Here is a 22,265-nt window from a genome sequence, read left to right on the forward strand (position 1 = left end):
TTAGTTTAAATTTGTGCTGAGAATTGGCTTTGAGTCGCAGGTGATGTGGCCAGTTGATAAAAACTAGCAATGCGCCCAGCACGCGCTTCTACTTCAACATCACGCGATTGCTCTTCGCTTTTAGCAGTTTTTACTTCTGAACTTTCACTGTTAGAAAACGACGCACTGACTCTGCTTTTATCTTCGCTGCTATCTTCGTCATCAGCTGAAGCTAACTCAGCTTGTGCTGCGGCTATCTTTTGAGTGGCATCTGCCGCAATTGCCCTATCGGCACCTGAAGGCTCAGCCGGCGCGAGTGCTGCAGCACGTACCGTTTGCATTTTATCAATAGTTGCTTGAGGGTCGCCATTGATAACCCCAACATCTATCGGTACTTCACCACCTACCGCATAGTTAGTACCATCGGGCCCTCTTTGATATTCGTAGCTAGGAGAGCCCGCATATTGTCCACCCACAGCGGCATGCGCTTGCTCATGTGTTCGTACTTCAGTGTCGCGCGCTTTAAGTTCTTTAATTTGCTGTAATTCTTGCTCAAGTTGCAGCTCTTCTTGCTCACTAACTTCTTCTGCAGCTTGTTGTTTTTCTTGCTCGGCATTATCTTGATCGCTATCTGCATTGCCTTCGCGTTGCGCAATCGTTTTATCGTCTGCAATTTTGCCACTCGCATTGTAGGTTGAGCTGTCGCTATTTCCTGGCAGTTTGGCTTTTTCTGCATCACTTTGAGCTTTGTTTTCGGTGCTACCAGCGGTGTTCGCAGCGGCTGGGGGAATGACTTCACGTAGCTGGTTGTCACGCCGAGCAGTCTCCGTATAAACATTTGCGGTGTTTATATTAATAGACGGAAACGGCGTGACGATATTCATGAGAAATTACACTTTAATATCAACTAAAGTGCCTAATACGTCATCTGCAGTTTGGATAGATTGCGTATTTGCCTTAGCATTAAACTCTTCAACTTTTAAGTTTACTAACGCATCATCAATTCGTGCAGGTTGAGATACTGGCGCGGTGACTGCTTCTTCAGGGCGAGCGGCCGTTAATTGACGTTGCTGCGCTAGTTGAGAGTCGTCTTGCTGCTCTATGCTGGCACGATTAATCTCAGCGCTGGCTTTTTCAATTCCTTGACTGGCTCTATTAAACCCTTCAACACCACTATTGAATACAGATCCTATTGGCATAATAATAAACCTCCAGCAAATAAATATCGTTTAATTATCGCTCAAAAATCACGCAAAATAAAGCTTTAAACCGCAGTAATCATGGCTTTGCTTCAAAGCATTGATTTAACGGCAGATAAAAATTCACTTTTATGAGAAATAAAAGGCGCATGTGATGCTTTGTCTATCACTTCGTACTCAAAGTCAGCATTAAGTGCCACCATTTTCTCAATGGCCCGATAAGGAACGAGAGAGTCTAAGCGCCCAAAAATGCCGCGAATAGTCACTGGGCATTGAGCAAATAATTCGCGTAAGTCTTCATTTTGCAGTATGTCTAGCCCTGCACTTAAAGCCTCGTTATTCGGGGGCGGTGACTGACTCAATAACTGCTTTAACTGTTTTACATCATCGCGAGCCGACTCACTGCCCATTGCCTGAATTGCCAAAAAGCGCTCTATCGTTTTTGAACGCTCTTGCAACAACTGCTCTTTGAACTGTTTTAATACTTTAGGCTTAATGCCAGCCCATGGTAATTGCTCTGCAAAAAAGGGCGTTGAGGCAACTAAAATGACTTTTGATACTTTTTCTGGCCAATGTTTGGCAATATAAATAGCAAACAACCCACCTAAAGACCACCCCATTAGTACCGATTGTGGCTTTAACTGCTCACTCACCGGCTTTGCAGCATCGTGTAATGTATATGGGCTTAAAGAGGCGTTATTATCACCATAACCGGGTAAATCCAAACAGCGCACTTTACCTGAATATAAAAACTCTAATTCTGGTTTTATTAACTGCCACACACCTTGGCTCATTCCCCAACCATGTAACAACACACATTCATTTTGCATATTTGCCTAACCTTAACCAAACTTGAGTTCTATGATAGCGCTTTAAAAGGAGTTTGTAATGAGGATCATCAGCGAATGAAACTCAGCCTAAGTGATTGGCTATTCCCCTCTTACTGTGTGTTATGTCAAAGTCAGATTCATAGCTCAATGGGACTGTGTCAATTTTGTTTAGATGACTTGCCATTGCTAGATTTGGCCGAGCATGACAATTTATTTTACCGCCCTGATATTGTAGAAATGTTTCCTAACTGCAACTTTGAAAAGCTGTTTGCCTGTGCTTTTTACCAGCCCCCTTTTGATTTATGGTTAAAGCAGCTTAAATTTAATAATCAAATCCATTATAAAAAAGCACTACAGCAAGTCATAAAAAAACAACTTAGGGTTTTTATGACTAAACACTCTGTCGCTGTTGATGCATTTATAATTTTACCTTTACATAAAGCGCGCTTTTTAACGCGTGGATTTAATCAGGTAACCCAAGTATGGCAGCCCTGCTTGGCGTCAAATAAGGTGTTAAATAATGCGTTACTTCGCCATAAACACACCTCGGCACAATCACAATTAAGCAAAGCCAAAAGGGTCAAAAATTTACAGCAGGCTTTTTCATGCACGATTAATTTAGAGGGAAAAACGGTAGTAATTATCGATGATATTATGACTACAGGAGCAACTCTTAATGCAGCCACCTTATCGTTAAAAGAAGCCGGCGCTAAACACGTATGGGCATTTACCACGTGCTTAACGCCACTTTAGGGCGTGTTAGTTTCCACTCACGCGAAAGGTGTGACCAAAAAATAAAGCATTACTTAATAATCGGCTGGTACCATACCAGTACCCTCTAAATACAGGGTTATCTGTCATCGCAATAACACTACCTCGACCATAAGAGTGTGCCATTAACGCTGCCCCACCAGCCACTTGCTCTACATTTATTGCATCAGTAAAACCAGCAAGTAGCGGCTGCTGTGTATAGGTAAGTATATTTACAAATGGTGCTTGCGAGGCTTCAAGTAGCCAAGTACTATTTTTAAATACGGGTAGTGTGTCACGCTTAAATGAAAACATTAGTGGGTGAGTTGTATCTACCTTGGTATTAAATATCGCACCTGCAATACGCTGACGACCTGCTAGATGGTCTTTGTCTGCATACTTTAAACCTTGAGTATCAAATGCACTAGCCACATCTCTACGCGATAAGTAGCTTGCTTTTAATAGCTGTTGATCGGCTAAAAACTTAGCTCCGCCTTTGTGTCCCCAAATAACACCACCTTTCCTTACCCAGCTTTTTATAGCAACTTTATCGGAATCAGATAAAGTAGAATAATTACCATGTGGCAACACAATATGGCTGTAATTACTGAGCTCTAAAGACGCTAAACGATTCATTTCAACAATGGTTGGCGCTACACCCACAAAACGGTCTAGGTAGTACCACACTTCACCCGCTTCATATTGGCTCACGCCTTTACCACCAACCAATAACACCTTAGGTGCAGAAACCACAGCCATAGAGCGAGACCCTAAATCAGCACCTTTACTAGTTAAACCGGTAGTAATTGGTTTAACTTCAATCCCAAACTGGCTTTGTGCTTGGTTTAACTTTGTCACCCAGTTGGTGTCAGTTTGAAGTCCTGCAGGAATAATAATACTACCTGCGTCAAAGTTTACTTCTGCATTGGTTGATACTGCTGTTAATGGTTTTAATGCAACACGAGCTTTAATGCCTTGCTGTAACAGACTATTGAGCATTTTGGGAGCTTGCATGTCATTCCATGCAAATCCATAGGCGTAATTTTTAGTCAGTGACGCTAACTCTGGCTGCTTTGGTTTTTGCCAAGCTGTTTTTTCTACCTCTAATCCCCAGCGGCTGTTTACTTTAGCAAATGGTAAATTAAACGCATGCGCTAATGTCCAACCCGACACATCGTAAAAGGTGTTATCGGCAAAGTTTTGTTGCTCACTAAAAATAGCTTTAACTAATCGATATTGTGGTTGCGCAAGCGGCACAAAATAACTATTAGCGGTAAAGTTTTTACCTTCAGCTTTTAGCCCTTCTTTCACTGGGTAGGCATTAATTTGATGTTGTTTAAGTATGCTTAAAAAATCGTTAGTACGGGTATGATCTTCATCTGCTTGAACAATATAGCCCTGATAGTCTTCATCTTTGGCAAGCTCAACTGCTTTGTTATAAAAGTTAGCTTGGTACTCTAGCAAAGCTTGGCGGTTATCAATCGCCGCTTTAAACGTTGATAAGCTCGTTAACAGTTGGTTTTTAATCGTAAACGCAAAAGTTAGCGGGCCATTGATCGTTTCTTGAATATGGCCACGAGAACTTGCTTGTTCAAATAAAATACCCACACCACCATTTACATCGGGGTAGGTAGAGCCTTTACCATAATAAAAGTCATCAAAGCTTTCTTCGGTGAAGTATAACGCGTTGTTTTCATCTAATGTTTTAGCGTGATAATTTGCAATCGCTTTAGTTAGACTTACATTTTCTTCAGGGGTAATTGGGTGTTTACGACTTGGGATACCCGGTTGAAAAAAGTAGCTACTATTTGGCCCCATTTCATGAAAGTCAGTTAAAATATTAGGCTTCCAATAATGAAACTTAGCAATCCTTGCGCGCGACTCTGGGTGCTGTAACAGCAACCAATCACGGTTTAAATCAAACCAATAATGGTTTGTTCGACTGCTTGGCCAGCTCTCTACATGCTCTCGGGTTTGCGGATCTGACGATAAGTTCATTCCACGATTACTATTAGCCCAATTTGCGAAACGTGCTAAGCCGTCAGGGTTAAGCGACGGGTCGAGTAAAATAACCGTGTTGTTAAGTAGCTCATTTATTTCATCCCCTTGCGCTGCCGCTAAATAATAAGCGACTAGTAAAGCTGCATTACTACCTGATGATTCATTCCCATGAACACTGTAACCCATCCATACAACACTTGGCTGCTCCGCTGTTTTATTGTTTGAATTATTTAGGCGAGCTAAGTGCGCTTGGCGAGTTTTTTCTATATTTTTTAATTTGTTAGCCGCAGTAATCGTTAGCATAACTAACGGGCGCTGCTCATGAGTACGACCTATTACTTCAAAATTAATTCGATCGCTTTTTTGAGCTAAAATTTCCATGTAGCGAACAAGTTGGTCATGTCTCACATGCCACTCACCCACTTGATAACCCAGCACCTCTTGTGGTGTTGGTATGGTAGAATCGAATTCAACCTGTTGCTCAAAATAATAAGACAGGGGCTTTGCCATACTTGAAAAACTGACCAGCACCACCATTATTGTTAATATGAAGCGCATATAAATCACTCTAAAAATGTTTGTTAATTGCACGCTACCATTGCTTAAAATAGATGCCAACTTTTTACGCTCAACACTAGCCGCAACACGATGAGCGGAGTATGATATGCAGTATCCGAGTAATTTAGTCAAGTATAGACGGTATTATGATTTCTATTTCCGAAACAGCGCAAGCGCATTTTGCTAAGCTATTAGCAGATCAATCTCAACAAACGAATATTCGTGTGTTTGTTGTTAACCCTGGTACATCACAAGCTGAATGTGGTGTTTCTTATTGTCCAGAAGACGCGGTAGAAGAGAGCGATATTCGCCTAAATTTTAACGGCTTTGATGCGGTTGTTGATGCTGAAAGCGCGCCTTTTTTAGCCGAAGCTGAAATTGATTTTGTTACCGACAAAATGGGCACACAGTTAACTCTTAAAGCACCTAATGCTAAAGCACGTAAACTAGGTGAAGATGCCAGCTTGAATGAGCGTGTGCAGCACATGCTAGAAACTGAAGTAAACCCACAACTTGCCAACCATGGCGGCCAAGTTAGCTTAGTAGAGATCACTGCAGCTGGTGTTGCTGTACTTCAGTTTGGTGGTGGTTGTAATGGGTGTTCTATGATCGATGTCACACTAAAAGAAGGCATTGAAAAAGAAATGATTGCTAAATTTGATGAGATCACCGGTGTGTCAGACATTACCGATCATGAAGCAGGCGAGCATTCTTACTACTAAGCATTAATTTATTATGCTAAAGCCACTTATTTACCGCTTAGGGAGCGACCCTAAGTTGAGTTTAAAGCGCTTTTTTCGCGGGCTAGCACTGTTTGTGCTAGCCGTGATATTTATCGCTGTGGGCTATTACAGCCATTACAGTTTGCAAGTTATCGGCTTGGTTATTTTAGCCCCCGCTTTATTTTTTGCTTTTTGGGGCTATGCTGGTATTTTTGCTAACCGCTTTTCTCAAGTATTAAAAAATATCCCTTCCAAAAATAACGACCCCGACCTTTGGAAGTAACGGTTCATATCAACTTACTTATTTAAGTAATTGATTGTTAGCTTTTAATTGTTGATATTTAACGATAAGCGTAACGCCTCGCATAAGCATAAAACAACTCATAGCTAACCATAACCCATTATTTTGCCAATCCTGAAATAGCCAAAACACCCCAAAAAAGCCTACAACTGCTGAAAGCAACATACTATTTCGCATCGCTTTAGCGCGGGTCAGGCCAACAAAAATACCATCGAACAAAAAACAGCTCATAGCTAAAATAGGCAATACTATTACCCAAGGTAAGTAGTGAATGGCCTCGTCAATAACCTCTGGTACATTAGTTAATAGCTTAATAATGCTGCTGCCAAATACTATAAAAAACACACTATACAAAATGCCAAATAACATACCCCAAAATACACTGATTTTTACCCATAGCCTTATCTTTTCAACACTTTGTTGACCTTTAGCTTGACCCACTTTGGCCTCACTTGCATAAGCAATTCCATCAAGTGCAAAGCTAACTAACATTAAAAAGTTGAGTAGAACGGCATTAGCAGCCAATGTGGATTCACCTAAGCGGGCTGCATAAAAGGTCATAAAGCTAAAACATAATTGCAGTACTAAAGAGCGAATAAAAATATCGCGGTTTAAGCTCAGTAATGCTGCCATTTTCTCCACACTTAACCAATTTGCTACAGCCAAACTTATACCATGCTTTTTAGCAAGTTGAACCACCAACAATAAAGCAAATACAAGCGCGATATAGTCAGCAATAAGTGATGCCCACGCAGCCCCGGCAACCGCCCAATCAAGGTACACTACAAAATAAATATCGAGCACAATATTAGTAATGTTAGTGACTAACAGTAAATAAAATGGCCCTCGCCCATAGTGCACGCCCAACATCCAGCCTAGTAAAACTAAGTTGCATAGCGCTGCAGGGGCGCTAAAAATACGAATACTAAAATACCGATAGGCTTCATTGAGCACATCGCTATTGGCAGCTGATAAATACGCAATAGCATGTTTTATAAGGGGTGACAGTAAAATAAGGAGTAAGGCAACCGAAGTGGCTAACAATAAACTGCGTTTAAGTAAGGCTGCAAGCTGAGTTAAATCATTTTTACCATAAGCCTGAGCCACCAGCCCAGTGGTACTCATTCTCAAAAAACCAGCAAGCCAAAATAAAATGGAGATCACAGTAGAGCCTAAGGCTATTCCCGCTAAATAATGCGCACTCCCCAAATGACCGATCACTGCCGTATCAACAATTCCTAACAACGGGACGGTAATATTTGATAATATCATCGGACCGGCTAACAACAACAAGCTTTTATGGTGTGCTTTATTATGTATAAGAAATTGTTTCATTTAGTATTATTATTCCTGATTTGTGGTTCTTTACGCGCGCAAGCAGCTGTTATTCTACAGTATCATCACGTCAGTGAAACCCTTCCCGCTGTCACCAGCGTGAGTGCCAACACTTTTACAAAACACTTAAATTATTTAAAAGAGCATAACTTTAACGTTATTCCATTAAATGAACTGATTAGTGCATTACAACAAGGTAAGGCTTTAGAGAACAAAACAATCGCGATTACCTTTGATGATGGTTACAACAATAATTACGATCAAGCAGCTCCTATTCTTGAGAAGTTTGGTTACCCGTACACTATTTTCGTAAACCCAAAACTCATTGATGAACAAGCGGGTTATGTTATGGGGTGGGATAAGCTCAGGGAGCTTGCCAAAAAAGGAGCACTCATTGCTAATCATAGTGCTGAACATAACTACCTACATAAAAAGCGCGAGAATGAAACGCCTAGCCAATGGCGCGAACGCACTAAAAAAGACATTCTTAGTTCACAACAGCGTATTAAAGAGGAAATAGGTCACGATTATAAATATCTTGCCTACCCATACGGAGAGTTTAACAACCAACTGCAAGCACTCGTTACAGAACTAGGCTTTATTGGTATTGGCCAGCACTCAGGAGCCGTTAATCAACACTCTAACTTTAGTCGCTTACCGCGCTTCCCAGCTTCAGGTTTTTATAGCAAGCTAGAGACGTTAATTACCAAGATAAATTCAACTGCCTTTACCATTAATAAGCTAACCTATGAAGATAGTGTCACTTCACAAAATCCACCGTCACTCACAATAAAACTTGAGACAAATGACTTTCATAAGAGTCAATTTGCCTGTTATGTATCAAGCGTTGGTCAAGCTAATTTAGATTGGTTAGACGATAATACAGTTGAGGTAACATCGCCAAAGCAGCTTAATAAAGGCCGCTCACGCTTTAATTGTACCGCTCCGTCAATAAAACAAGCTGGCAGTTATTATTGGTTTTCGCAGCCTTGGGTGATCAACTAAGCTTTACTTTTTTATAACTTGATTTAATAACCGCTGGGTCATTTTCTCCAGCGGTACCACTTCATTTGCTGCCCCCATATCAATAGCAGCTTTAGGCATACCCCATACCACTGACGAAAACTCATCTTGCGCAAGCGTGTATGCTCCTTGTTGCTTTAATGCGAGTAATCCCTTTGCACCATCACTTCCCATACCGGTTAATAGTGTGGCAACAATATGTTTTGCACCAATTTCCAGTAATGAGTCAAATAAAACATCCACCGCGGGTTTATGTCTATTAACAGCTTCTCCATCATCAAGCTGACAATACAAAGCACTACCTTGTTTATTAATTCGTAAATGAAGCCCACCTGGGGCTATATAAGCGCAACCTGCTAGCAATTTATCACCTTGCTGGGCTTCTTTTACGTTAATAGTACAAGTACGCTGCATCCGCTCTGCAAATGAGGTGCTGAATACGGGAGGAATATGCTGAGTAATTACAATTGGAGGGCAATTTTTGGGCATACGTATAAGCACTTCTTTTATCGCCTCGGTTCCCCCTGTTGACGCACCAATCGCTATCACTTTATTTACTAAAAATTCGGCATTGGTGGGTATAGGCTCTGCTACAGTACTAGTTTTTTTGTAGCCTCGAACCCGTGCACTAGCCGCTACCCTGACTTTTTGCTGAACAATATCAGCATATTGACTCATTTGTTGTTTAACGTTGACCGTAGGTTTTGCAATAAAATCAACCGCCCCCAGTTCAAGCGCTTCTAGGGTTATAGGTGAGCCTTTTTGAGTAAGAGTGGAAATCATTACTACGGGCATAGGGCGTAAGCGCATTAAGTTTTTTAAAAAGCTAATGCCGTCCATTCTTGGCATTTCAACATCTAGTGTTAGTACATCCGGATTATGCTTTTTGATCATCTCTCTGGCTTCGTATGGGTCTTGTGCACAGCCCACTACCACAATATCTTTTGCCTGTTGCAGTATCTCTGTCAGTAATTGCCTGATCAGTGCCGAATCATCAATTATTAATACTCTAATCATAGCCATCCTTAAAACAGTTCTATATCCGTGGCTTTGGTTTGCTGTTCAAGATTATGCAAGTAACGCACTTCACGTTTTTCAATAGTGTTATTGTGTAAGTTTCTTAGCTTTTTAACCTGTACTTTTCCATTATGAGGATTAAAAAATATTTTACGCGGCCAGGGTCCGCCCATATCATGCGCCACTAAGTTTAGCGCTTCTTCTGCTATATATGCATTGGCAAAACTGATATTGCCAATACCAATATCTGTCATTGCGCTAATTATTTTGCCTCCCCCAAACAGTTTTACTTTCAAGTTTGCCCGGGAAGCGCCATTTTTAAGCACTTCATTAATTAAATATTCCATAGCCCAGTTACCATAACGACAACTTAAACTATGCGCTTGGTCAATTCGCTCACCTTTTTGAATAGGTAGCATAAAGTGATTAATCCCGCCAATACCTAGCTTATCGTCGTAAACACAAGCCGCAATGCACGACCCTAGCACTGTGGTGATCAGCTCATCGTTTTTAGAAACATAAAATTCACCTGGCAATACCTTAGCGACCACACGCTCTCGCGTGGCATCCCAATAGCGTTTGATATGCTCAAATCCCGCTAATACCGGCTTAAATTGTGTTTGCATGAGCTACTTTCTGATACATGGTTTTCCCTAAGTTTTTAAATAAGACATGCTCTTTTCCCATGGTTTCTGAATGCCCTAAAAATAAATAACCTTGGTTATTTAAAATATCGGCATAACGGTTAAAAAGCTGATCCTTTGTCTCTTTATCAAAGTAAATCACTACATTTCTACACAAGATCAAATCAAATGGGCCTTTCATCGGCCAATCTTGGAGTAAGTTTAAACGCTTAAATGAAATACATTGCTGTAGCTTAGGTTTCACCTTATAACTTTGCCCGTCTTTGCTGGTTAAAAACCAGCGCTTGAGCAATGCATCATCCAGTCCATTCACATTTGCCGCAGTATAAATACCGCTCTGGGCTTTAGCTAGTACATTAGAATCAAGATCAGTTGCTAAAATTTTCACATCCCAATCACTTGGAAAAGCCCCTTGTAAGGTCATAGCTAAACTGTAGGGCTCTTCGCCGGTAGAGCAACCTGCAGACCAAATACGAACGCGTTTATTATGCTTATTTGCTTTTAGCATCGCAGGAATAAACTGCTCTTTTATAAATTCAAAGTGATGAATTTCACGAAAAAAAGAGGTTAAATTGGTAGTTATGGCGTTAATAAATGCATCAAACTCCTGGTCCTTATGATTTTTTAAGTAATCAAGGTAACTAGAGAAGTTTGTTAATTTACGCTCACGAATTCGCCTTGCTAATCGTGAGTAAACCATTTCGCGCTTATGCTCCCCAAGCACAATACCACAGGCGTTATACACTAAATGAGCCACTTCCTTAAAATCGCTATCCGTTAATAAAAACTCTTTCATTATGTACTCTCAAATAAATATAAAGATAGATTCACACTACTTCTGTGTTTGAACCATCTAAAACAGGGTTAAAACTCCTCCCACTCTTCAGCTGAGTCTACAAAGTTTTCACCTTTGCTCTTATTATTAACGAAGCTATTTTGTTGCTTATGCGTTATTTCAGGGGTGCGAATAGTGGGCGATACCACCGCCATATCTTGCTGCCCTAGAGAAAAGAAGTGCAGTAAACGGCGCATTTCATTAGCCTGCTCTGCCATAGACTCACCTGCAGCCGATGCCTCTTCAACTAATGCCGCATTTTGCTGGGTCATTTCATCCATTTGCGATACAGCTTTATTTACTTGCTCAATTCCTGCGCTTTGCTCTTCAGAGGCCTGAGTTATATCAGCTATCATTTGTGTCACACGTTTCACCGATACCACAATCTCTTGTAACGTCACACCTGACTCATTTACAAGAGCGCTACCATCAGCAACTTTACCAACACTATCTCTAATTAACTCTTTAATTTCTTTAGCTGCACCAGCTGAGCGCTGAGCTAAGTTACGCACTTCACCTGCAACAACCGCAAAACCTCGGCCTTGCTCACCTGCTCTTGCAGCTTCTACAGCTGCATTGAGCGCTAATAGGTTTGTTTGGAATGCTATTTCGTCTATAACACCAATAATGTCAGCAATTTTTTTACTCGATTCGTTAATAGCCGACATACTGGTTACGGCCTTATTAACAACCTCACCACCTTGAATTGCTTTATCACAGGTTTCTTCAGCTAAGTCATTAGCTACCTTGGCATTATCAGCATTTTGACGTACCGTACTGGTCATCTCTTCCATACTAGAAGCTGTTTCTTCTAATGATGATGCCTGCTCTTCTGTACGCTGGCTTAAATCAGCATTACCTTGTGAAATTTCTTCAGCCCCACTAGCCACCAAAGTGGCTGATGTGTTAATTCGATTAATAACCTCGGTTAGTTTATCTGCTGTTGCATTTGCATCTGTTTTCAGTTTTTCAAACGAGCCTTGGTATTCCTTTTCAATCCGTTTAGATAAATCACCAGTAGCCATGGCATCGAGCATATTGCCAGTATCAGTTACCGCATCGTCAACCACTTTAACTAAACTATTAAGACCCTGAGCTAAACGAAGGAAAAAGCCATCTTTTCCTTGCTCAACCACACGGCTATTTAGCTCCCCTTTACTTGCGGCACTGACCAGCTGAGCAACCTCTTTTTCTATAGCTACTTCTGCTGTTCTGTCTTCCCATTCAACTACAGTTCCAATTCGCTCATCGTCTGGCGTAATAATTGGGTTAGCAACTAAGCCAAAGGTTCTGCCGCCCACTTTAATTTCAGTGCTGTAGGTATCCGTTAACTTAGCCAACATATTTTGCTGATGGGCTGGATTTTTATGAAATATATCAATATTTTGATTCAGTAGATTTTTGCTATCAAAGTTAGGTAAATCAATGCGTATATCATTTTGAGCATTGCTCATCATATTTTTCACCGCGTCATTCATATAAACAATCACATTCGATGCATCTGCAATCATAGTGTTTGTTGCTACAGTGTCTAACGCTCGGCGAACACGTAAGTTCTCCTGTGCTCTGGCACGCTCTGCATCGGCCTTAAATACTTCATCAGTAATATCTTGCCACTCAACAATTGTTCCCAAGCGTTCTCCTTCTTCGTTAAACCATGGCGAAGCAATTAAATCAAAAATAAGACCAGCTAATTTAAGTGTCGCTTTATGGGGCGCATCTAATTTTTTTAATAGCTCGCGCTGATGCGCCGGATGTTGATGAAAATCATCAACACATGTGCCGATTAAATCACTTACAGCAAAGTTAGGTAATACCGATTGCAAATCTCTTTCGCGTGCTTTTAGCATTTGCTTAACTTGTTCGTTGGCAAAAATAATGTTTAAGTCATTATCAGCCATCATCACATTGGCTTGGCATACTTTTAGGGCGTTGGCTAAGTCGGCAGTTTTTTTAGAAGTTCGTTCTAGCTCTTTCTGCTCAGTTATATCTGTGGCGTATTTAATAACTTTTAACACTCGCCCATCCATGTCATAAATGGGGTTATAAGAAGCACTAATCCAAATTTCACGGCCTTGTTTATCAAAACGTAAATACTCTCCTCGGTCGTACTCACCCCGCCCCAGTTTGGCCCAGAAAGTTTGATAATCCGGACTATTTGCATATTCTGGTGCAACAAATAAACGATGGTGCTTACCTTGTATTTCATTAAGTTGGTAGCCAAATGTGGTTAAAAAGTTATCGTTGGCATTAATCACTGTGCCATCTAAGTCAAATTCGATAACTGCTTGTGATTTGTTTATTGCTGCAACTTGTCCAGCTGCTTCGGCTGCCTTTAATTTTTGCATTGTGATCTCTGTGGCAAATTTAACCACTTTAATCACTTGCCCCTGAGAGTCTAAAACAGGATTGTAGGTGGCTTGTATCCACACTTCTTTACCATTTTTTCCAAACCGCTTAAATTCATCTGAAATAAACTCACCCGCGTTCAATCGCTGCCAAAACTGACGATATTCATCACTTTTCGCTTCGCTAGAGCTAATAAATAAAGAGTGGTGCTGACCTTGTATTTCAGCCAGAGAGTAGTCCATTACACGCAGGAAATTAACATTGGCAGTAATGATTCTTCCATTCGGCTCAAATTCAATTATTGCTAATGATTTATGCAATGCATTCATTATCAAATCATTGCTTGATTCAGACTGTTTTGAATTACTAAACCATCCCATGCTTATCACCACCTTTAAGTTATTTACTTTATTTAGTTACTGTTACCGCTAAATATCCATGGTTGCAGGCAAATCAATTAAGGCGACCATTTTTTCGCCTACATTGACTAACCCTGCTACATATTCACTTTCATTGGTCTGGGTTAAACTCGGCACAGCTTTAGCATCTTGCTCTGCAATACTATAAACATCTGCCACTGCATCTACCGTAATACCCATTACTTTACTTTCTTGTTCAAACTCTATTTTTACAATAATCACTACTGTTAACGGCCCATAGGCAATTGTGGGTAAACCAAAACGTAACCTCAAATCAATAATGGGTACTATCGTGCCGCGTAGATTAATAACGCCTTTTACGTACTCAGGGGCATTTGGCAGTGCGGTTATGTCTTCCCAGCTACGGATTTCTTGCACCGTTAATATATCTACTCCGTATTCTTCTTCAGCCATAATAAAGGTAAGAAACTGCTTAATGCCCTCTTTGCGCTGTAGCTCAATATTGCTATTTAATGCTATTGATTCAGAGAACATGAATCCTCCAGAGTCGCTGATGGCTCAATACTCAATGCTTGGCTGCCAGGTTTTTTTAATCCTGAAAGCTTAATCAAACCGCTAATATCTAAAATTAACGAGACACGACCATCACCTAAAATAGTTGCCCCAGAGACTCCGTCCACTTTGTGGTAATTAGCCTCCAAGCTTTTTATAACCACCTGTTGCTGTGAAAGTAAATCGTCAACGAGCACCCCGACTTTTTGGTTATCGTTCTCCACCACAACCAATAAGGTCTTATCTAATGATTCAATCGCACCTTGATGGTTAAAAATCTCGTATAAGCGCAGAATAGGAATGTATTCATCACGTAACCTGAGTACATCTAGGTCTTTACCAACACGGCTTACTTTTGCAATATCAACTTGTAATGACTCTACAATTGAGATCAGTGGAATAATGTAAGTATGCTTGGCCACTTTAACCAATTGCCCATCTAAAATAGCTAAGGTGAGCGGTAGCCGAATAGTAAAGGTAGAACCAATTCCGGCAGCAGATGTCACCTCTACCGAGCCATTTAATGATTGGATATTGCGTTTAACCACGTCCATACCCACACCCCGGCCAGATAAGTCACTTACTTCATCAGCAGTAGAAAACCCTGGCATAAATATAAGTTCGTTAATTTCATCATCTGTTAACTCGCTATCGCCAGTAATTAGCTCGTTAGCAATCGCTTTTTCTTTAATCTTTTGAGTGTTAAGGCCTTGACCATCGTCCATGATTTCAATGACGATATTTCCTCCCTGATGAAAAGCATTTAATGTAACTTTGCCCACAGGATCTTTACCTGCCGCAATACGCTTTTCTACAGTTTCAATACCATGATCCAGTGAGTTTCTTACTAAATGCACCATAGGATCAGATATTTTTTCCATCACAGTTTTATCTAACTCGGTTTGCTCTCCGATCAGCTTTAACTCCACCTCTTTATTAAGCTTTTGAGCAATATCACGCACCAGACGTGGAAAACGACTAAATACAAAATTAATTGGCAGCATACGAATACGCATCACGTTTTCTTGTAAGTCTCGGGTATTATGCGCTAGTTGCGCCAATCCCTCTTGAAGCGAGGTTACCGCAGTGGCTGTCATTTCCTGTTCGCTAAGCTGATTTAACATTGCTTGGGTAATAACCAACTCACCCACCATATTAATCAATGAATCAACCTTATCTATACCAACCCGAATAGAGGTAGATTCTGGCGCGGCTTTTGCGCTGGGCGCATTGGCAGCTGCCTTTGCTTTATTTGCTTTGGGTTGCTCAGCAGTTTTGGGAGCTTCCTCCACAACAGCCGGTTCGTTAATTACTTCCTCTGATCCAGCTTTAGCATCATTAAATAAGCCACCGCATAGCTCGACTTTAATATCTGCATCATCTTCAACCCATTCAAAAATCTCTTTAATGGCTTGCTCATCGCGCTCAGTGTTTAAGAAAAACCGCCAATATAAAAAGCACTCATCGCTGGTTAATTCTTTAATATCAGGTATGGCATCGGTGAATGCCTGTACTTCTAACTCACCAAGCTCGGCTAACTCGCTGATCATAAACAAAGGTTCATTACCGGTTTTAAAAAGATGAAAATGTGGTTTAAAATCAATCTGATAAGTATTAACTATAACCTGCTCATGATGTGTTTCTTCCCCTTGCTCCTCACCAGCTGGCATACCTAGTAATTTTTCGAACTGCTCACGTAAAGTATCTGCTTGGGCTAAATCTGGTTCTTCCTGTACTTTTAGCGAACTTAACAAAGCCCTTAAGCAATCCACTGATTTAAGTAATAAATTAATATGCTCGCTAGTTATATTGCGCTCACCTTCACGAATTTGATCCAATAATGTTTCTAATACATGGGTAAAATTTGCAATTGAGTTAAATCCAAAAGTAGCACTGCCCCCTTTTATTGAATGAGCAGCTCTAAATATAGTATTAATGGTTTCTAAGTCTTCTTCGCCTGGCACTAAGTTGAGTAATTCAGTCTCCATGATATCGAGGCCTTCAAAACTCTCTTCAAAGAACACTTCAAAAAACTGGCTTAAATCAATACTCACAGTGCACTCCTAAGTTAACGGATTACTTTTTTTAGCACGGCTAATAGCTGATCTGGATTAAAAGGTTTTACAATCCATCCTGTTGCCCCAGCAGCTTTACCTTCTACTTTTTTATCCATCCCCGACTCCGTAGTAAGCATAAGCAGCGGTGTAAACTTGTAATCTGGTAGCCCTCTTAGCTCTCTAATAAGTGTGATCCCATCCATAATTGGCATGTTTACATCAGAAATAACTGCATCAAAACCTTGTTGCTTGGCAATGGCTAATGCCTCGCTGCCATCTTTGGCTTCGGTAACATCAAACCCTGCTGTTTTTAACGTAAAGCTCACCATTTGGCGCATTGATGCAGAATCATCGACAGCTAAAATTCTTTTCATATAAACCTCTAGTTAGTACTTTCTGAAGCTAAATATTCACTTAAACCGAGTTGTTCAATGGCATTTTTTAATGCGTCACTGCTGCCAACCCAGGCAATTTTTTGATTGATAGTAAGAAGGTGTTTTTGTAGGGCACAAAGGAGTTGAACCGAGGCGGTATCAGCAGACATGACATCGCTAATATCCAGACAAATATCTCGGCTATTATTAAGCTCGCTTAATAAATCTTGATGTAAAACGTCAACCTGAACAATTGAAAGCTCATTTGGTAGTTTAAGCATTTTTAAGCTTTTCCTTATCAACTCAATCCATAACAAAAGCTTAGACCGAGATAAAGAAAACGCCATAAAAACGACTAAAAAATAACTAATTAATTAAAAACAGCTGTTAAAAAACGTAAAAAGGGGCACAAAGCCCCTTGAAAATTGTTAAACCATTAAAAACTAGTTTTTGTAGTAATCTGCTATTTCAATAAATTCTGCTGTTAATTTTGTAGTATTCACCAAAGGCACATCTCCTTGTTTAAATTCGGGCTTAAAAATAGCTCTCAGGGCGCCACTACCATCAACAAGTGCAACCGATGCACTATGATCCACCGCATAGTCAGATTCATCACTATCACTAATTGCATAAATTAATCCCAGCTCTCGTACAAATGGAAATAAGTCTTTATGCTCCCCAGATACAGCTAAAAATTTAGGGTTAAAATAATCTATGTACTCTTTACGCTTTTGAGCAATATCTCGTTTAGGATCAACAGATATAAACCACACCTGCAGTGGATAGTCAGCTTGTAAGTTTTTATAGACATTGTTGAGCTTAGCAAGCGTCATTGGACAAATGTCAGGGCAGCTTGTGTAGCCTAAAAACACTAAGTTCCATTGATCTAAAAACTGCTTTTTGGTTACTAACTCCCCCTGTTGATCATTTAGCGAGAAATCAGATAACGGTTTTGCAGTTTCGTACACTAATGCATCAAGATCTTGTAAACTTTTTTTATCATCACATGCCGATAAAAAAAGCACCGAAAAAACAATTAACCCACACCATAACTGCTTCATATAACTAGCCATTTATCTATAAATAAGATAACAAAGAGTATCATTAAATGAACAATCGAAAAACGAAATAAATCCATTGCGGTGTCTTCTTTGGCGGCAAATTTTAAGTTAATTGCTTTGTATATAAAGAGTATATTAAGGATACAGGCCCCACTTAAATAAATAAGTCCCGACATACCTATCAAATAGGGTAATACGCACACAATGGCTAATAGCACTGAGTACGCGAGCACACAGGTTTTACAAAAATCAATACCATGGGTGACAGGTAACATAGGGATTTTAGCGCGTTCGTAATCACTTTTACGCGCGATTGCTAACGCCCAAAAGTGCGGAGGAGTCCATGTGAATATAATCATAACCAACAACCAAGGAGCGGCTGCCATTTGATTGGTTTCAGACACCCAACCAAGTAAAGGTGGCATGGCGCCAGCCAAACCACCAATCACTATATTTTGTGGCGTGGCGCGTTTTAAAAACGACGTATAAATAAATGCGTAACCAACAAGTGCAAATAAGGTAAGTATGGCAGTGAGTGTATTTGCCCACAACATCAACATAATAAACCCTGCCACGCCAATAACAGCAGCAAAACTCAATGCGTGTAATTTACTTAAGCGTCCTTTGGCGACTGGGCGGTGGCGTGTACGTGCCATTTTACTATCAATTTCACTATCAACCACATGATTGATAACGGCAGCTGCCGCAGAGAGTAAACCAATCCCTAATAAACTTATGAACTGAACCCCAATGCCTCTACCAACGTCAGGGGCGAGAGCCAAGCCCACCCATGCCGTTAACACCAACATAGCCACCACTTTAAATTTACTGATTGCTAAATAATCTTGGATTAAATGATAACTTTTAGTCAATAACGATGGGCTATAAACGGGCTGCATTGCTTTTTTGTTAATTGTAAGTGCCATAACGATTCCCCTTTAGGTACGGACTTTTAGGTAATAACATAACCTAACCATAGTTAATAACAGTATGGCAGCCATTAAGTTATGCGCCAGCGCAACACTGATCGGAAAGTGAAAATATACTACAGCTAACCCCAACGCTATCTGGCAAAATAACGCTACCAACACACTCACTGTGCAGCTTTTGATTTTTTGTGAATAGGCATGGCTATATATTCGCCACATAACGAGTGCCAACACAATACAAGTGACCAATGCCCACATACGATGCAGTAAATGAATAGACATACGCGCTTGTTGTGATAACACGCCAAACTCATAATTACTGTGCTCTAACGGTAACTGAAAAACACTACTGAGCGAAAACGGCTGAGCATAGCTACATAGCGGCAAACCATTACAATGTGGCGCGGCATAATTAGCCGCTAACCAGCCACCTAGAGCGATTTGTAAAATAAGTACCGTGAGCGCCACCAAGCTTAGTTTAAAGTGAGGTTTTGCACCTGCGTCCCCACCCGTAATAGGCTGACTGGTCAGCCTTAAGTACAACAACGTTAATAACGCCAAAATGCTAAACCCTCCGAGTAAATGCCCCATCACAATTAGCGGCTGCAGGTTCATAGTCACCGTCCACATGCCAAGCGCAGCTTGAAAAATAACAAGCAAAAGCAGTAGCATCGGTAATTTTACAGGCGTAGTTGGATACTGGCGTTTTACAAAAGCCAAAATAAACAACACTAAAATTAATACTCCGAGCGTGCCAGCAAAATAGCGATGAATCATTTCTTTCCATGCCTTTGCTGTTTCAAATATCATATCGGGGTAGCTTTGAATCGCATGCGCAATCTCGGCCTCATGTTTTGGTACGGTTAAAAAGCCATAACAACCAGGCCAATCGGGGCAACCAAGCCCTGCGTCACTTAAGCGCGTATATGCGCCTAAAGCCACCACAATTAATGCGAATAAACTCGTTGCTAATACCAAATTTTTATAGTTTTTATACATAGCAGCCTCTACTTAGCTTGAGCGAGAGTAATTAAGTAATTTTTTTAGATCTTTCAATAATCCCTTTTGTATCAAACGGTTTTCTTGTGGTTGAGGGTTAAATGGATATTCCAGCACAATCAGTCCCATATGGTCTATTAAATACAAGCTCGCGGGTCTTAACTGCTGTTGTGCAGCAATCATATGCCAATGCGGCTTCGCTGCTTCGGGTTCACCAATTATCGCCATATCTACTTTGTGTTGGTTTTTGCCAAGGGCAACATATAAATTATCTAAAGCGGCGAGCTGCTCAGAGCAAGGCTCTTTGCATTGTGCTGAATAATTTAAAGCAATAGTCCATTGTTTTGGATTATGCTGCTGCCAATTGTCTAGCTTAATTTCACGTTTTAAAAACTCACCATGATTAGTAATTGCTGTAGGTAGCCAATCAAGTTTTAACGCGCTGTAAGCCAGCACTAAAGGGATAGCGCAGCATACAACAAAGAGCAACAGGGGTTTATTTTTCATTATCTATCCTCTTCTTGCTTGCAAAAATAGCAACTACCACACAGGCAATCGCAATTAAAAACCACTGTACTGAGTAGGCATAATGTTTTTCTGGACTCATCACAACAGCTTCATAATGGGGGGCCGCAATCTCATCTTCGTCGCCTTGGCGATAGGCCATAAAATCCACTAAAGGTCGCTGGGATTGGCTACTGAGTGATTGCAGATCAATGATTTGAATTCGTTTAGCTAAATCTGACTGAGTATTGCTATTAGCTAAGGTAAAGCCACTTAAGTTATCTTCTTTAATTTGTGCCGTTAACGTAAATTTACCACTAGGTATTGTCACGTTTGGTAGGACTTCTCTTGAACTGCCAGCTTTTACCCAGCCTAAATTAACTAATAAAAAGCGCGAATCATCAGCTAATTTTAATAATGCCAGTAAGTCGTAACCAACCTGACCATTATAAATTTGGTTATCGAGCAGCCAATAATTATTGGTATCAAAATAACCACTCAGCGAAACTAATACGCCGGTTTTATTCCACTCTTTTGGCAGTTGTTGCAACTGTGCCCAGCTCATAACTCCTTGCTGTTGAATATTTTCAATGGCATTAAGCTGTTGTTGCTTTTGATCTGCGCGCTGTAATTGCCAAAACCCTAAACGCACACAAACTAATACCACAATAACAACCAGGCAAACTGTAATTATTGAGCTAAGCTTTTGTTTGTTAAATACAACTAACTGCATAAGGGTAAATCCAGTGATTATTAAAATTATTATTGTTCTACTGTTATTATTTATATTGTTTAATTTATTTCGTGCTTTATTAATTATGGTGTCGGGAAAAACCAATGGACGCCCCATGTCTCACTTTTTAGGGCGTCGAGTGTTATTTTCTGTTGTGGTATTAGTGATGGTAATTGCCGCACTAAAGCTCGGTTTAATTACGGCAAATCAATCACCTTTGCCCACTACAGTACATATACAAAAACAAACAAACATAGCCAAACAACATCAACAAAATGCCAGTACCACGCCGCAGCTTGAAACGCGAAGTGCTTATTTTTTGTAAAGTGGCCTTTTAAAATCCGTAGGAAAACGATTAATAAAATAATGGTACCTAAGGTGACATGCATACCGTGAAAACCGGTTAGCAAAAAGAAGGTATTACCGTAAATTCCCGCATCAAGGGTTAAATTAAGGTCATTATAAGCATAAATATATTCTTCTACTTGGAGCCCTAAAAAGCATACTCCCAGCAAAATAGTTACGCCTAAAAACACCTTAAGTGGAGTACGTTTGTTATTTTCCATCGCTACATGGGCAAAATGCAGAGTTACCGACGAAGCCAATAAAATAAGGGTATTTATCAGTGGTAACCCTTGCCAACCCATTGCTTGAGTAGAGGTGCCCCCAGGGGTATTTAACAATGGCCACACAGCCTCAAAAGTAGGCCATAACACTTCGTTAGTCATGGCGTTGTTATCGGCGCCTCCAAGCCAAGGCACAGAAAACATGCGAGCATAAAAAAGGGCCCCAAAAAAGGCCATAAAAAACATGACTTCTGAAAAAATAAACCAGCTCATACCTTGTCTAAATGAGCGATCCATTTGTGCAGAATATAAACCTTGATGCGACTCTTCAATCACATTTTTAAACCAGCTAAACAGCATATAAAGCAATACGGCAATACCCACATACAGTAAGTAAACACCACTGCCTCCCTCTTTACCCATATCCATAACTGTTAAGGCTGCCCCTACCGCAATAAAAAATAGCGCCACCGCGCCAACTATTGGCCATGGGCTTTGATCAGGTACGTAATAATGTTCATATTTTTGATTCATTTCATTTGCTCCTAGTTTTTCACTAGTTTTATA

The 22,265-nt window shown here is 40.4% G+C and carries 24 protein-coding genes; 5 read left to right on the top strand and 19 right to left on the bottom strand.

The window, feature by feature from the left end; genetic code table 11:
* Positions 1 to 5: 5 nt before the first annotated feature.
* The 3 genes from ACNSN2_RS13930 to bioH all read right to left on the bottom strand — a co-directional run bounded on the left by ACNSN2_RS13930 (position 6) and on the right by bioH (position 2,008).
* Positions 6 to 863 (bottom strand): putative metalloprotease CJM1_0395 family protein, encoded by an 858-nt coding sequence (locus ACNSN2_RS13930; RefSeq protein WP_010392423.1) that lies wholly within the window; start codon positions 861 to 863, stop codon positions 6 to 8.
* A gap of 6 nt (positions 864 to 869) precedes the next feature.
* Positions 870 to 1,178 (bottom strand): hypothetical protein, encoded by a 309-nt coding sequence (locus tag ACNSN2_RS13935; protein ID WP_008112879.1) that lies wholly within the window; start codon positions 1,176 to 1,178, stop codon positions 870 to 872.
* 92 nt (positions 1,179 to 1,270) lie between these two features.
* Positions 1,271 to 2,008, bottom strand: a complete 738-nt coding sequence (gene bioH / locus ACNSN2_RS13940; protein ID WP_054202832.1) for a pimeloyl-ACP methyl ester esterase BioH — start codon at positions 2,006 to 2,008, stop codon at positions 1,271 to 1,273.
* Between the two features lie 75 nt (positions 2,009 to 2,083).
* Here bioH and ACNSN2_RS13945 point away from each other — a divergent pair, with 75 nt between their 5' ends.
* Entirely contained in the window at positions 2,084 to 2,761 is a 678-nt protein-coding gene (locus tag ACNSN2_RS13945) for a ComF family protein (RefSeq protein ID WP_054202831.1), read from the top strand.
* Between the two features lie 6 nt (positions 2,762 to 2,767).
* Here the strand turns inward: ACNSN2_RS13945 and ACNSN2_RS13950 are convergent, their stop codons facing one another.
* Positions 2,768 to 5,317 carry a M14 metallopeptidase family protein gene (locus ACNSN2_RS13950; protein ID WP_198527848.1) on the bottom strand — a complete coding sequence of 850 codons (2,550 nt, stop codon included), beginning with the start codon at positions 5,315 to 5,317 and terminating at the stop codon, positions 2,768 to 2,770.
* 146 nt (positions 5,318 to 5,463) lie between these two features.
* On the opposite strand from ACNSN2_RS13950, the gene nfuA reads away from it, so the two are divergent.
* Positions 5,464 to 6,039: a Fe-S biogenesis protein NfuA gene (nfuA, locus tag ACNSN2_RS13955; RefSeq protein WP_008465569.1), complete on the top strand. Its 576-nt coding sequence runs from the start codon at positions 5,464 to 5,466 to the stop codon at positions 6,037 to 6,039.
* 13 nt (positions 6,040 to 6,052) lie between these two features.
* Positions 6,053 to 6,322 (top strand): hypothetical protein, encoded by a 270-nt coding sequence (locus tag ACNSN2_RS13960; protein ID WP_008465571.1) that lies wholly within the window; start codon positions 6,053 to 6,055, stop codon positions 6,320 to 6,322.
* Positions 6,323 to 6,340: 18 nt separating this feature from the next.
* Here ACNSN2_RS13960 and ACNSN2_RS13965 read toward each other — a convergent pair whose 3' ends face one another.
* Positions 6,341 to 7,675, bottom strand: coding sequence for an MATE family efflux transporter (locus ACNSN2_RS13965; protein WP_241773584.1), 1,335 nt, complete (start codon positions 7,673 to 7,675; stop codon positions 6,341 to 6,343).
* Here ACNSN2_RS13965 and ACNSN2_RS13970 point away from each other — a divergent pair.
* Positions 7,655 to 8,680, top strand: coding sequence for a polysaccharide deacetylase family protein (locus ACNSN2_RS13970; protein ID WP_054202830.1), 1,026 nt, complete (start codon positions 7,655 to 7,657; stop codon positions 8,678 to 8,680). The genes ACNSN2_RS13965 and ACNSN2_RS13970 overlap by 21 nt on opposite strands.
* Before the next feature lie 3 nt (positions 8,681 to 8,683).
* On the opposite strand, the gene ACNSN2_RS13975 is transcribed toward ACNSN2_RS13970, so the two are convergent.
* The 13 genes from ACNSN2_RS13975 to ACNSN2_RS14035 all read right to left on the bottom strand — a co-directional run bounded on the left by ACNSN2_RS13975 (position 8,684) and on the right by ACNSN2_RS14035 (position 21,132).
* On the bottom strand, positions 8,684 to 9,715 hold the full coding sequence (locus ACNSN2_RS13975) for a protein-glutamate methylesterase/protein-glutamine glutaminase (protein ID WP_054202829.1): 1,032 nt from the start codon (positions 9,713 to 9,715) through the stop codon (positions 8,684 to 8,686).
* Positions 9,716 to 9,723: 8 nt separating this feature from the next.
* Positions 9,724 to 10,341, bottom strand: a complete 618-nt coding sequence (gene cheD / locus ACNSN2_RS13980) for a chemoreceptor glutamine deamidase CheD (protein ID WP_008112899.1) — start codon at positions 10,339 to 10,341, stop codon at positions 9,724 to 9,726.
* Positions 10,325 to 11,155: a CheR family methyltransferase gene (locus ACNSN2_RS13985; RefSeq protein ID WP_010392403.1), complete on the bottom strand. Its 831-nt coding sequence runs from the start codon at positions 11,153 to 11,155 to the stop codon at positions 10,325 to 10,327. Before ACNSN2_RS13985 ends, cheD begins: the two co-directional genes overlap by 17 nt.
* A 68-nt stretch (positions 11,156 to 11,223) precedes the next feature.
* Complete coding sequence (locus tag ACNSN2_RS13990) at positions 11,224 to 13,923, bottom strand: methyl-accepting chemotaxis protein (RefSeq protein WP_054202828.1); 2,700 nt, start codon at positions 13,921 to 13,923, stop codon at positions 11,224 to 11,226.
* Positions 13,924 to 13,971: 48 nt separating this feature from the next.
* Positions 13,972 to 14,457 (bottom strand): chemotaxis protein CheW, encoded by a 486-nt coding sequence (locus ACNSN2_RS13995; RefSeq protein ID WP_008465584.1) that lies wholly within the window; start codon positions 14,455 to 14,457, stop codon positions 13,972 to 13,974.
* Positions 14,439 to 16,529 (bottom strand): chemotaxis protein CheA, encoded by a 2,091-nt coding sequence (locus ACNSN2_RS14000; RefSeq protein WP_418607796.1) that lies wholly within the window; start codon positions 16,527 to 16,529, stop codon positions 14,439 to 14,441. The genes ACNSN2_RS13995 and ACNSN2_RS14000 overlap by 19 nt, the downstream gene beginning before the upstream one ends.
* Positions 16,530 to 16,543: 14 nt before the next feature.
* A complete protein-coding gene (locus ACNSN2_RS14005; protein ID WP_008115349.1) occupies positions 16,544 to 16,906 on the bottom strand; it encodes a response regulator in 363 nt (120 codons plus the stop codon).
* An 8-nt stretch (positions 16,907 to 16,914) separates the two neighbouring features.
* Complete coding sequence (locus ACNSN2_RS14010) at positions 16,915 to 17,187, bottom strand: STAS domain-containing protein (protein ID WP_008465590.1); 273 nt, start codon at positions 17,185 to 17,187, stop codon at positions 16,915 to 16,917.
* A 162-nt stretch (positions 17,188 to 17,349) separates the two neighbouring features.
* Positions 17,350 to 17,967 (bottom strand): SCO family protein, encoded by a 618-nt coding sequence (locus tag ACNSN2_RS14015; RefSeq protein ID WP_008114152.1) that lies wholly within the window; start codon positions 17,965 to 17,967, stop codon positions 17,350 to 17,352.
* On the bottom strand, positions 17,964 to 18,893 hold the full coding sequence (cyoE, locus tag ACNSN2_RS14020) for a heme o synthase (RefSeq protein ID WP_010392393.1): 930 nt from the start codon (positions 18,891 to 18,893) through the stop codon (positions 17,964 to 17,966). Before cyoE ends, ACNSN2_RS14015 begins: the two co-directional genes overlap by 4 nt.
* A 12-nt stretch (positions 18,894 to 18,905) precedes the next feature.
* Entirely contained in the window at positions 18,906 to 19,895 is a 990-nt protein-coding gene (locus ACNSN2_RS14025; protein ID WP_131691802.1) for a COX15/CtaA family protein, read from the bottom strand.
* 12 nt (positions 19,896 to 19,907) lie between these two features.
* Complete coding sequence (locus tag ACNSN2_RS14030; protein WP_131691803.1) at positions 19,908 to 20,402, bottom strand: transmembrane cytochrome oxidase associated protein; 495 nt, start codon at positions 20,400 to 20,402, stop codon at positions 19,908 to 19,910.
* Positions 20,392 to 21,132, bottom strand: a complete 741-nt coding sequence (locus tag ACNSN2_RS14035; RefSeq protein ID WP_418607799.1) for an SURF1 family protein — start codon at positions 21,130 to 21,132, stop codon at positions 20,392 to 20,394. The genes ACNSN2_RS14030 and ACNSN2_RS14035 overlap by 11 nt, the downstream gene beginning before the upstream one ends.
* A gap of 13 nt (positions 21,133 to 21,145) precedes the next feature.
* Here ACNSN2_RS14035 and ACNSN2_RS14040 point away from each other — a divergent pair, with 13 nt between their 5' ends.
* Complete coding sequence (locus ACNSN2_RS14040) at positions 21,146 to 21,457, top strand: DUF2909 domain-containing protein (RefSeq protein ID WP_418607801.1); 312 nt, start codon at positions 21,146 to 21,148, stop codon at positions 21,455 to 21,457.
* On the opposite strand, the gene ACNSN2_RS14045 is transcribed toward ACNSN2_RS14040, so the two are convergent.
* Positions 21,357 to 22,232 (bottom strand): cytochrome c oxidase subunit 3, encoded by an 876-nt coding sequence (locus tag ACNSN2_RS14045; protein WP_010392387.1) that lies wholly within the window; start codon positions 22,230 to 22,232, stop codon positions 21,357 to 21,359. The genes ACNSN2_RS14040 and ACNSN2_RS14045 overlap by 101 nt on opposite strands.
* Positions 22,233 to 22,265 lie beyond the last annotated feature (33 nt).

This window comes from Pseudoalteromonas sp. US3C1013, assembly GCF_048401115.1.
Taxonomy (GTDB): Bacteria; Pseudomonadota; Gammaproteobacteria; order Enterobacterales; family Alteromonadaceae; genus Pseudoalteromonas; species Pseudoalteromonas undina.